This is a genomic window from Bacillus sp. bc15 (assembly GCF_900142585.1).
Classification (GTDB): Bacteria; Bacillota; Bacilli; order Bacillales; family Bacillaceae_G; genus Bacillus_A; species Bacillus_A cereus.
This window is the reverse complement of sequence record NZ_FRBJ01000001.1, coordinates 626,704-638,673: the sequence shown is the minus strand read 5'-3', so window position 1 is coordinate 638,673 and position 11,970 is coordinate 626,704. Positions and strand designations below refer to the sequence as shown.

The following is an 11,970-nucleotide window of genomic DNA, read 5'->3' as shown; positions in this document are numbered from 1 at the left end:
GTTTCCCCCTAACTTATTAATTCATTTACAGTTTTTAATAAAGTCGGGCCACCAAGCGGTGTGTATGCTTGCGGCGGTATGATGCCACACGGAATAGATTCCTCCTCTGCAAATTTTTTTACAGAGTCAAATCGGTGTCTTATTTGAGGTGCCACCATTACGACATCCCAGCCATTCTTTACTTCTTCCTCTACCTCATTCGTTCCAATTGCATGCACTTCCATGTTCACACCATTTTTCTCCGCTTCTTTTTTTAAAGCGTTTACAACAATTGCACTGGACATTCCTCCAGAACAGACGAACAAAACTTTCATTTATTAATCCTCCTATACTTATAATTTATTACCCTTCAAATGAAAGGAAGTTTCACTTTACTAACAAGCATATGAAGTAGTAAATGAATTTAGTTATAATGAAAGTAAATTTCATTAAAAATATTTTTCCTATTAAATTAATGTTTCAATATGCAATTTTCTCTATTGCAAAGTCAACCTCGCCTCATATATTATTTTAAATAATCATATGATAGGGAGGCGTATAAATGATCGTTAAACGTTTATTAATGATATGTTGTATCGTCATCTTGTTCATCCCTTTCTCTTTCATTCCCCCTCACTTTACTTATGCTGAAGTAAATACTACGTACAAAAAACATGAATTACGTGCTGTATGGATTGCATCTGTTCTGAATATTGATTGGCCCTCAAAAACTGGCTTACCCATTGAAAAACAGAAACAAGAATTTATAAGATTATTAGACGATGTAAAAAGCACTGGTATGAATGCAGTTGTTGTACAAATTAAACCAACCGCTGATGCTTTCTATCCTTCAAATTACGGTCCTTGGTCTGAATACATTACAGGAACACAAGGAAAAGATCCTGGTTATGACCCGCTCGCATTTATGATTGAAGAAACTCATAAAAGAAATATAGAATTCCACGCTTGGATTAACCCATACCGAATAACGATGAATCACACCGATATAAATCGATTATCAAATAATCACCCTGCAAGGCAACATCCCGATTGGGTTGTCACTTATGGCGGAAAGTTATATTACAATCCCGGTATTCCGGAAGTGAAAAAATTTATAACAGAAGGCGCTTTAGAAATCGTACAAAATTACGATATTGATGCGCTGCATATGGATGATTATTTTTACCCATATAAAGTAGCCGGTGAAGAATTTCCAGATCAGAAAACATACGAAACATATAATAATGGTAGATTTACAAATATAGAAGATTGGCGACGTAATAATGTAAATGAACTTGTAAAAGATTTAAATACTGCTATAAAACAAGAAAAATCATATGTAAAGTTTGGCATTAGTCCGTTCGGCGTATGGCGAAATATAGCTGACGATCCCACTGGCTCTAACACAACCGCAGGCCAAAGAAACTATGATGACCTTTATGCTGACACACGTGAGTGGATACAAAAAGGATATATTGACTACATTACACCGCAAATATATTGGAATATAGGTTTCACCCCAGCTGCATATGACATATTAGTAGATTGGTGGGTTAAAGAAACAAATAACAAACCGCTTCACCTATACATCGGTCAAGCGGCCTATAAAATTAATAATAACTCCGTCCCTGCTTGGTCTGATCCAGAAGAATATCCAAAACAAATTGCATTAAACCGGCTATATCCTGATATAAAAGGTAGTATGCATTTTAGCTTAAAAGATATTAATAACAATCCACTCGGAGTTAAAGATAGACTTTCAAAAAACATATATAAACATCCTGCATTAATCCCGCCTATGCCTTGGCTTGATCATGATCCACCAAAACAGCCGACTTTAAAAGGCGCCATTCCAAGAGATGAAGGTATTGCAATCGGTATCATTGACAATAGAGATAATGATTCTGCTTATTACGCTATTTACCGCGTGAATGGGAAAAATGAAGTGGATATACAAAATCCCAAAAATTTACTTACTACTGTAAGAAAAACAAAACTTGGAGAAATTTATGTAGATAAAACCGCTATTTCTGGAGAAACGTATACGTATGTCGTAACTGCAGTTGATCGATTGCATAATGAAAGTGTGGCTTCTAGTCATACTACCGTTAGAGCAAAATAAAACCTCATAAAAAAAGCGCCTTAAAGCTGTGATATTTAGCTTTTAAGGCGCTTTTTGTTATTTATTCTTAAACTTCTCAGTCGCTGCCCTCATCTTCACATTTAAATCGTGATCAATCGAGTCGCGAATATCTCGCTCTACTACTTCCATTTCTTTTTTGAAATTTTCCAAGTAGATCTTCAGTTCTTCTTCCTTCTCTGGTCTTTGTGAAGGTGGTAATTGTACTACCAACGATAACATGGCCGTTAAATCTTTCATTAAGAATGTTTCAAGTTTATGTTGTTGTTCAAACATGCGTTGCTCTTGATAGTACGGAAGTGCATTTAATACCGAAATTGTAATATCATCAACCGTTCTTTGTAATGAAGGATTTATTGAGCGTTTATACGCTTGAATTGTATTTAATGCGTCTGGATAACGGTCATAAAAATACAATTTGTAAAATGATAAGTCTGTCGGTTTTACAGTTTGCTGCGTTTCTTGTCTTAAGAAATCTTTCACTTTCATCGCAGCCACATCAATATCTTCATTCGTAAGCTTTTTCGTAGTTTTTGCCATTACATGCACTTTTTTCTGCTTTTCTTTCGGTAACATCGAGAAGACTTGCTCTCTCGTACGTTGACCTGATGCACAAAATAGAGTATTTAATGTATTTTGTTCTTTCTTTCCTTCGGTGCGAATCCAGCGATAAAACAGTGGATGTTGTGTAAATTCTTGTAGAAACGGTATTGATTTGTTTGATATCTTATCTAGAGAATCTTGCGCTCTTTTATATGGCTTCGTCCATGAAAAATACAGTTTCCGCCCGAAGTATACGACTAAAACAACGACAGTAAATGCTATTAAAAGCAATGTACCAAGTAGTAATAGTACTGTTTGAATGAAACTCATTTGTTCACCTCCTCTAATAATCCGTTATTTCCTTGGACGCTGAATGAGTTTCTGCTTCATCTCATCATTAAATGTGTCTAGTTCAATAACGAACTTCTTGCTTGACTCAATAATACGTTCTGACGATTTTTCAGATGCTTCAATTGCAGCGAACACATTTTGGAATGATTCACGTAATTTATCCATGCTAATAGCAGGGTTTTCAAGCAATTTCGTCGTTTCTTCTGTATTTTGTTTTAACGCTTGAGAATTACTTAATACCATCGATTCAATTGCTTCATTCGTCGCATTTACGGCATCAATTGTTTTCCGTTGATTCGTTAATGCAAGCTGAATAGCAGCTGAAACTGTTACAACGTTTTGTGTCATCGTAATCGCATTACGTATTGCCTCTGTTAATTTTTCATTATTTTTCTTAATGATGTCTACAGAAGCTATAGATTGTAATAATACACTTTTCGCTTGCTGCATATTACGTGTACGTACAAGTATCTTTTCTAATGCATCGTTAATTAACGGAATATCCCTTTGACGCTCTGGGTTTTGTTTCTCAGCTTCAAGCATGCCAGCAAGCTTTTTCCCTAAGTATACTTGTTTATCAAGAGCATGAATTTTATCGTGCGATTGTTCTTTTAACATTTCAAGACCAACTGTATCCTCTTGTAAGTTATCACGACCAATTAGAAGGGATCTAATAATTTCCTCGATTTGTTTATCTATAGATTGGTATTTATGCACGTATGTTTCAAGTGGATTTTTCTTGAATACTTTAAACATTATTTTCTTCATACCACTTGCTTTAAGTGAATTGGGATCAAGCTCTGATACCACTTTTCTTAATTCTAACAATGTATTTGGAATTTCTTCATTTTTCCCATTCATCATCGCTGTTACAGGGCGTTTTAAAGCTGATAACGTTTGTCCTGCTGCTTGTTGCTCTTTATCCCCTAAATCTCCTAGCTGAGACAATACTTTTGATAAATCTGTATTTTGCTCGCTATTTAATTTTTGTACATAAAGATCAGCTTCTTTATTTAGTTCCTCTAATTCTGCATCTTGTATAACTGTATCAACTACTACTTCTACATTATTATCTTTCACAATGGATACAGGTTCTTTTTTCTCGAGTTCAGTCAACAAAATCGCTCCTTTATTTATATGTGCGAATTTATATGCACTATATTTCATCAATTATATCGTATTTCATATACATTCTGACTGCTTGAAATCGACTTTTTTAGAAATGCCTATTTATGCAGTCATTCCCTGTTTCTTACTATAAGTATACCTGTAATCAACATAATTTTCCTCAGACTTAAGACCTAGAGAACAACATGCTGAAGGCGGATTCTTCATATATTTCCTAAATAATTTACGTTCTTTCAATCGTGCTACACTCAATCTTTTGACATTCACCCGTTTTCAATGTGATAATTCTATTACACTCACTTCTATTTATTTTTGCGAGCTACAAATGCTCCCTTTTGAAACGCTAATAACACCGTTTCAAACGTATCATCTTCTTCAATCATTTTTATAAACTCATCTAATTCACTCGCATGAGAAGTTGCATTATCAACAACAAGAAAACCTTTTGGTTGTAACATACGTTTTATATGCTCAAACCACCACATGTATTGCGTGCGCTCTGAATCTAGGAAAATAAAATCAAATGAATGATCTAATTGGGAATCTAAAAATGCCCCTGCTTCTTGATTATGAATATCGATTCTTTGTAACAGGTTTGCCTTTTCAAAATTGACAAGTGCCTCTCCAACTCGTTCTGAAGAAAGCTCTACAGTTGTTACATTTCCATTTGTTTCTTCTACCGCATTAGCTAACCACAATGTAGAATAACCATTAGAAGTTCCAATTTCCAAGATATTTTTTGCATTACACCCTTTTACTAAAATTGATAAAAATTGCCCCATCTCACGAGAAACATTCCGTAGTTTTTCTTCCCTTGTTTTTTTATTTCGATCATGCTCTTCTCCATATTGTTCAAGTTGCAATAATAATGAATCTACTGTATCCATTCTTTTCATCGCCTTTCCAAGCAATATGATGAAAAAGCTCTTGCTGCCCGTCTATTTTTTATTATATGCGAAACAAAAACCTTTTTCCTGTTATATGACAAAGATTTATAATTTTTTATAGCATATTGTTTCGTTTTTTGGTAAAGTTAATTTCTACGTGCAATTATTCCATTCATATTATTTCATATTAAAATTGCAGTTATTAAATTATATAAACCCCATTTAAATGAATCGGTATTTCAAATTCAATTAAGCGCCCTTTTCGGACGCATTTTCTTTGTTTATATATTTCCAGAAGAAAGGATGCTTACAAATGAACGTGATTAGCTTAGATGCTGCTCGAAAACGAAAACAGCATAAAAAATTAATGATTACTATACCGATTATTACACGTATTTATGAAGAAGACGGGGAAATTAAATTTGAGGTAGCGGGCGAAAAAGATGTACCTCTTGAAATGTTAGAAAAATAATAAAAAACGCATTTCTGAAGAAATGCGCTTTTTTATATTTTTACATTTAAATGCATAAGTTTTTCAGGATTAACCATCATATAAATATTTGAAATTTTCTCATCCTCAAATGCAAACGAAAGAACATACGTTACTTTATTATTTATTGTAACTATAACTCCTGGTATACCATTTACCATTTTGAAATCAACAGTGTACTCTTCTGTCAATCGTTGTGCAATCCCAAAGAACAAACGTATAATTCGATCCGCAGAATAAATCGGATTAATCGCAGTCGTAACTTTACCACCACCATCAGCTTTGAGTATAGCATCTGTTTTTAATACTTCTAACATACCTTCCGCATCCCCACACTGTAATGATGATACAAACTTTTCAACATAAGAAGCCATTTTCTCCGTGCTTAATTTTGATTGCTTCGGTTTCTCCAAAATGCTTTTTCGTGCACGTTGAAAGATCTTCCTGCAGTTCACACTACTCTTATCAACAATTGAAGCTATTTCTTCGTATTCATAACTGAAAACCTCTCTTAATATGAAAACAATCCTTTCTACCTCAGATAGTTGTTGTAAAAGTAATAAATATGCGGTGGAAAGGGATTCTTTCATTATAAATGACTTTGATGGCTCATCACTCTCGTCTACAAGTGGCTCTGGTAACCACATCCCTACATACACGTTACGTTTATGCGCTGCCGATCGTAATTTATCAATTGAACGATTTGTCGCCATCTTACATAAATATGCTTTCATATTTTCTATAGATTGAGGATCTTCTATATTATTTAGCGAGATAAATACATCCTGAACGATATCCTCAGCATCCATAACACTCCCAAGGATTCTGTATGCTAACGAAAATAATAATGGTTGATACGCTTCATATAACTGCTCCGTTTCCATGATGAACTGCCTCACTTCCATATTGCTTTAAAATGTGTAACGCTGCTCGTTTCCCGCTTGCTACCGCAGCATCAGCTAATATTTCATCATGCCCTGCCCAATCTCCTGCAACATAAACACCTGGCATTTCAGGTATATTAGGACCCGGCTTTTCAACACGGTCAATATGAGGAAAATCATGTACTACTGTTATTTTCGGTAAATATTGCTGTGCAACAACTTCTCTTTTCCAATTTGGATGTAACAACTCCATCGTACTTTCCAACTGTTCTTTATCTTCATGAATATGATTCATCTCTAGCATAGGATTATGGTACTTAATTAGACTCACTGCAATTGATCCATCTTCACTTAATTTAGCTGCTCTCGATTGATTTGTGAAAAATATAGGTTGATCTAATCCTAATACAAATTGATGTGTAGGATTGGGTAATTGTCTCAAGCCAATATCTAATGCAGCAACAGTAACCGGTACCGATTGTTCATTCCATCTATGCAAACTTGTTCCTTCTGCACCTTTTATTATTTTACAAGCCTCTTTTGGCGGAGTCGTCACGATGACTGTATCTACTGCAAAAACCTCATCATCAACACAATGTATTCTTTGTTTATCTTCATAATGCTCTATTTCCAAAACATGCTTTTTAGCCAAAAATTTTACCCCGACATCATTCGCTAAATCTCTTAATTTTGTTATTATCGTCTCCCAACCACCATCTACATAAAGCACTCCTTCTTTTATAGAAAGCTGTATTTGCTTTAGTACAGATGATGCTAATTGTATTGTAGGAGCAAACGTATATGTTGTTGTCCGGCATAGCGCATAAAATATATTACGAACCATTGGATCTTTTATTTCATTTTCTGCCCATGTAGTTAGACTCATTTTCGGAACTTCTCCTACATCTAAATTTCCTAAACGAATCATAAGACGTGAGAATTGTACTTTTGCAGACCACGAAAGTAGTGGTGTTGATAAAATTGAGCGAAAATCTGTTGGGATGGTGAATATATCCCCTTTCCATATTCCATGTGCTTTTGTAGATGGTATTCCACCTGGAAGATTCAAACCGAGCTCATTAAAAGTTATAAACGCTGCCCCGCCTCTATATAAAGCATGTGCACCAAGATTCATGCAGATTCCATTTTTATTTATAGTCATCCCTCGGCCACCGAATTGACTGGATTTTTCTAATACAATCACTTTCTTTCCAGCTTTCGCTAAATATATAGATGCTGTTAATCCAGCAAGCCCACCGCCAACAATTGCTACATCAAATGTATTCATAATAAAATCCCTCCTTATCGTTCTACATACAAGACGAACGATTAAGGAGGGATGTGACATGAAAATAAATTTTTATTACCCTACTTTATTTCATTACTTTTTAATTCGGTCATATTGCATACGAAATAACTCAATTGCAAATGGAATATCCTCTTCACTCTTTATATAATAACTGATCCATCCTGATTCAGGTAATACGTGATGTGGTTTTACCAATCCTTGCTTCACTAATTCATCTCGCTTTAACTTCGGAAATGGTAAATCAGCTAATTTATCACCATGAAGATGGCCAAGTTCTTTCTTACCATAATTTATTTCAATACCACCAAATCGATGCGGTTTTTCAGAAACACCCGCCCAGCTGAGTACTTCATTTCTAATCATTTCACTAAATGACATGAACATTCACTCCTTATAAATGATTGATGTACTTTTAAATTAACATTTTCATTACTTTTTTCCATCAATCCAAAGTATGAATGGGAATACGAATATAGTTTAATCTTTATACTTTATTCTTTATGGAATAAGTGAATTTATTAAGCTACCGACAACAGCACAAAACAAAGACTAGACACATATCCTAATTTTGTAACCTAACTTACCTATAGAAAGGCGGGTAATACAATTGACTGCCAACATCGACTATACCTCCCCCTCAACCAATTTTACTTATGATGTAAATAAAAGTAATTTTTTTCGGAAAGATGCCCAAAATTATATAAATGTACTTGGTATTAAACAATTAAACACTTTAGAAAATACTTCTTTATTAGATATTTATTTAAGTACAGGAAATGTTGTAGAACCACATATTCATCAAAATGCAGCTGAACTTGTTTATTGTATTTCAGGGTCTGCTGTTGTTTCTTTACTTAATCCATTTACGAATCAAATATTAAACTTACCGATAAAACCGGGGCAAGTTGCCAACATTCCACAAGCGTGGTGGCATTATGAAATTGCTACAGCTGATAATACTCATTTATTAGCTATTTTCAATGCCCCAGCGCCAGAAGTTATTTTCGGTTCTGATATTTTAAGATTAACTCCGGCTCATATGATGGCCCATACTTACTGCCTCAATGAACAACAATGGAAACAAGCGGTTTCTCCTATTCAATCAACTACTGTTATTGGCCCTCCGGCAAACTGCAATCAAAACCGTGGAATGAAAAATTACCCAACCCAGCCCCTCCCTCAACAACATAATCCGTATCCCCAAGATTCTTATTACTTTCCTCTTTACTGGGGCTATTAATTTGTAAATTTTTAAAAGAATCATCATTTATCTCCTAGGAAAATACCGAGGAGATTTTTTTATTGTATGTTCTCTTCCTATTAATAATAGTAACAATTGATAGTGTACATACATATAATATTTATATATTAAATTGGAGGTGATAGTACTATGAGTAATTATAACTATCGAAAAAACTACTCTTATAATAAAAATAGTAGCTCTTCAGCATCCTCTCAATCTTCCAATTCTCAATCTTCCAATTCCCAATCGCAAAGAGACTTAGCCGAGCAAGGCTATGTAAAGAAAAAAGGATGTAACTGTAATAAAAATAAATAGTTTATTTTATGGATGAATTCTTTTTTAAAAGAATTCATCTTTTTTTGCTGGTCGGAAATTTTTAAAGTTACATAACTTATGCCTTAAATGAGAAAGGGTAAATTATACTTTTTTATACGAACTTAATAAAGAGTAATTGTTCAATTGATTTATTACTTATTTCCTCAAAAAATATAGTCCTTCCTAAATTTATTAGGAAGGACTATATACAAACCCCTGTTTAATTTCCTACTAAACATTGTAACAAATTAAACGATATTAATACCTGCACTTACAAATCCAGCAACTGCAGCTATTGGACTTGCTGCTGTTAATGAAACATACAGTAGTATTTTATCTCCAGCCGCTACTGGAATAGCTTCAGCAATGATTCCTGATGCTGTAGAACCAATCGCTATTGCGGCAAATGCTGGTGTTAATAAAAGAGGTGCGCCTTGTACTGTAAACGTATTGCTTGCTGCAGGTGCAGTTAATATTTGTATTTGCACTTGAACAGGTGATAATGGAGCTAAAGCAGCTGTTGCACTAAAGAAACCAGCTAATGACGTAATAACCCCTGCGCGTGGTGCTACAAATGCATAATCACCTACACCTAATGCTAATGTGATACTTGTTCCACCAGTTAAAGCTACACCAGGCTGACTAAATCCAAATCCAAGAAGAGTTCCTGTATTAGCTATTAACGCGTTAACTAACGCAGATGGTGTTGTACCTGAAGCAAATGGAATAATAGCTCCGCCACCAGTTGCTCCTGTTGCACCAGTTAAGCCTGTTGCTCCCGTTGGACCTGTTGCTCCTGTTGGACCTGTTGCTCCTGTTGGACCTGTTGCTCCTGTTGCTCCTGTTAGGCCTGTTGCTCCTGTTACTCCTGATGGACCTGTTGATCCTGTTGCTCCTGTTGGGCCTGTTGCTCCTGTTGCTCCTGTTGGACCTGTTGCTCCTGTTGGACCTGTTGCTCCTGTTGCTCCTGTTAGGCCTGTTGCTCCTGTTACTCCTGATGGACCTGTTGATCCTGTTGCTCCTGTTGGGCCTGTTGCTCCTGTTGCTCCTGTTGGACCTGTCGCTCCCGTTGGACCTGTTGCTCCTGTTGCTCCTGTTGCTCCTGTTACTCCTGTTACTCCTGCTCCTGTTGGACCTGTTGCTCCTGTTGCACCAGTTGCTCCTGTTGCTCCTGTTGCTCCGCCTCCTGGACCTGTTGGACCTGTTGGACCTGTTGGGCCGCCTCCTGGAGTAGCACCAATTAATTGAGTTAATAAGTTTAATAAAAGTTGTAAGCTTGCAGGGTCAATAATTAAAGAGAAGAAGAATGGTGCAAGAGCACTGTAGAATTGTTGTAATAAAGAAAGTAATTGACTTAGATTTGGGTTAGGAGATTGTAGTAAATTAATAATACTTTGAATTAATTGTTTTAAGAAATTCCCTTCTGGAGAAGGTGCTAATTCATTTAGTAAGTTCAATAGTTGAGTAAACAAATTGAGTAAAGCTAATCTGTTTGCATCACTTGGATTTGCAAAAAACGCTGCAATAGCCGAAATTAAAGAGTTTAGTAAAGTAATTAATCTACCTAATTGCTCACTAGTAATTGGAACTGTTTGTGGATTGTTACAGCAATCTGGAGTGAAAACAATCGGATTATTGCAGTGGTTATGACCGAAACAATTATTACTTGTCATTTATGTCCTCCTTACTTGTTTTATATTTGAGTTTTTCCTATTATAAGGATCATAAAGTTGTAAAAGAGTATGTGTTATATATTGACTTAAAATAGGAAACATGAAATATAATTAAACTTGCAAACGCTATTTAATTATGTTCATGACTCACATATTAATTATATGTTTTTAATAATTGACTGCTTAGATTAAATACCTAAACTTAAGAGTTTATTTTATTTTTCCACGTTTATCTCTTAGGTTTAAATACACATATTAATTTGAATATACTCAACAATTAACAGTGCCATTTTTTTCATATAAATATACCTTATTTCTTTACTAAGATTGTGTTCTCTTTTTTAAACATGAAGCCGTTTGTATTATAGAGAACTCTCATATACTATATTGAAAAATTCATTTTATATTTTATTCCAATACACTATGAAAAGGATTGAAGTTAAAATTCCTATCATTCAACCATTTATAACAGCTAGAAATTGAATGTACCTTCACTTAATTTTAACTATTCAAATATAAAACAAAAAGGACAGATTCCTTTTCATTAAGGAACTGTCCTTTTAATTAATAATGATAAATTGTAATATAATTGAAGATCCTTGCGATGGTGGTTGCGTATCCAATAAAGTTAATTTACCAGCACTCACTTCATATAATGGTTGTGGTTGCAGTATTCCGTTAACAAACAAATTAATATAAGAAACTTCACTAGGAGACAAAATATTCGTTGTACCATATTGAGGTATCCCGTCAGCATCTGTATATATAAGTTTCTCTCCATCTGCAAAAGTGTAATATAACAAATTGGTTGTGGTTATAGGACCAATGCCCCCAGTAGGACCTGTTGCTCCCGTTTCTCCAGTTGGTCCTTTTGCTCCTGTTATCCCTGTTGCTCCCGTCGGTCCCGTTATCCCTATTGATCCGGTTTCTCCAGTTGGTCCCGTTTCTCCGATCGACCCCGTTATTCCGGTTGCTCCTGTTATTCCGGTCGGTCCCGTTTCTCCGGTTAGTCCTGTTATTCCGGTCGG

The 11,970-nt window shown here is 35.1% G+C and carries 12 protein-coding genes; 3 read left to right on the top strand and 9 right to left on the bottom strand.

The features are described from left to right. Window positions 1-8 precede the first annotated feature (8 nt). The gene (locus BUA87_RS03285) at window positions 9-314 is read right to left on the bottom strand and encodes a PTS sugar transporter subunit IIB (RefSeq protein ID WP_000865907.1); all 306 of its coding nucleotides are present in this window, start codon (window positions 312-314) and stop codon (window positions 9-11) included. A 227-nt stretch (window positions 315-541) separates the two neighbouring features. Between BUA87_RS03285 and BUA87_RS03280 the strand changes: the two genes are divergently transcribed. Next, window positions 542-2,101 carry a glycoside hydrolase family 10-like protein gene (locus tag BUA87_RS03280; protein WP_016512853.1) on the top strand — a complete coding sequence of 520 codons (1,560 nt, stop codon included), beginning with the start codon at window positions 542-544 and terminating at the stop codon, window positions 2,099-2,101. A gap of 57 nt (window positions 2,102-2,158) precedes the next feature. On the opposite strand, the gene BUA87_RS03275 is transcribed toward BUA87_RS03280, so the two are convergent. From BUA87_RS03275 to BUA87_RS03265, 3 genes are all read right to left on the bottom strand, one after another. Next, the gene (locus tag BUA87_RS03275; protein WP_000008372.1) at window positions 2,159-2,992 is read right to left on the bottom strand and encodes a DUF3974 domain-containing protein; all 834 of its coding nucleotides are present in this window, start codon (window positions 2,990-2,992) and stop codon (window positions 2,159-2,161) included. A 24-nt stretch (window positions 2,993-3,016) separates the two neighbouring features. After that, on the bottom strand, window positions 3,017-4,129 hold the full coding sequence (locus BUA87_RS03270; RefSeq protein ID WP_000137412.1) for a toxic anion resistance protein: 1,113 nt from the start codon (window positions 4,127-4,129) through the stop codon (window positions 3,017-3,019). A gap of 314 nt (window positions 4,130-4,443) precedes the next feature. Then, a complete protein-coding gene (locus BUA87_RS03265; RefSeq protein WP_002094007.1) occupies window positions 4,444-5,037 on the bottom strand; it encodes an O-methyltransferase in 594 nt (197 codons plus the stop codon). Window positions 5,038-5,341: 304 nt separating this feature from the next. On the opposite strand from BUA87_RS03265, the gene BUA87_RS31160 reads away from it, so the two are divergent. Then, a complete protein-coding gene (locus BUA87_RS31160; RefSeq protein WP_001100984.1) occupies window positions 5,342-5,500 on the top strand; it encodes a hypothetical protein in 159 nt (52 codons plus the stop codon). A gap of 32 nt (window positions 5,501-5,532) precedes the next feature. On the opposite strand, the gene BUA87_RS03260 is transcribed toward BUA87_RS31160, so the two are convergent. The 3 genes from BUA87_RS03260 to BUA87_RS03250 all read right to left on the bottom strand — a co-directional run bounded on the left by BUA87_RS03260 (window position 5,533) and on the right by BUA87_RS03250 (window position 8,089). Further along, a complete protein-coding gene (locus BUA87_RS03260; protein ID WP_000447145.1) occupies window positions 5,533-6,402 on the bottom strand; it encodes a sigma-70 family RNA polymerase sigma factor in 870 nt (289 codons plus the stop codon). After that, complete coding sequence (locus BUA87_RS03255) at window positions 6,380-7,690, bottom strand: phytoene desaturase family protein (RefSeq protein WP_016512854.1); 1,311 nt, start codon at window positions 7,688-7,690, stop codon at window positions 6,380-6,382. The genes BUA87_RS03260 and BUA87_RS03255 overlap by 23 nt, the downstream gene beginning before the upstream one ends. A gap of 93 nt (window positions 7,691-7,783) precedes the next feature. Beyond that, complete coding sequence (locus BUA87_RS03250) at window positions 7,784-8,089, bottom strand: luciferase domain-containing protein (protein WP_000010317.1); 306 nt, start codon at window positions 8,087-8,089, stop codon at window positions 7,784-7,786. 229 nt (window positions 8,090-8,318) lie between these two features. Here BUA87_RS03250 and BUA87_RS03245 point away from each other — a divergent pair, with 229 nt between their 5' ends. Continuing rightward, window positions 8,319-8,951, top strand: a complete 633-nt coding sequence (locus BUA87_RS03245) for a cupin domain-containing protein (protein WP_000126322.1) — start codon at window positions 8,319-8,321, stop codon at window positions 8,949-8,951. Window positions 8,952-9,517: 566 nt separating this feature from the next. Here BUA87_RS03245 and BUA87_RS03240 read toward each other — a convergent pair. Together BUA87_RS03240 and BUA87_RS03235 are read right to left on the bottom strand one after the other, a co-directional pair. Continuing rightward, the gene (locus tag BUA87_RS03240) at window positions 9,518-10,942 is read right to left on the bottom strand and encodes an exosporium glycoprotein BclB-related protein (RefSeq protein WP_072938405.1); all 1,425 of its coding nucleotides are present in this window, start codon (window positions 10,940-10,942) and stop codon (window positions 9,518-9,520) included. Window positions 10,943-11,502: 560 nt separating this feature from the next. Beyond that, window positions 11,503-11,970, bottom strand: a 468-nt coding sequence (locus BUA87_RS03235) for a DUF4183 domain-containing protein (protein ID WP_072938403.1), incomplete at its 5' end; no start/stop codon positions are given.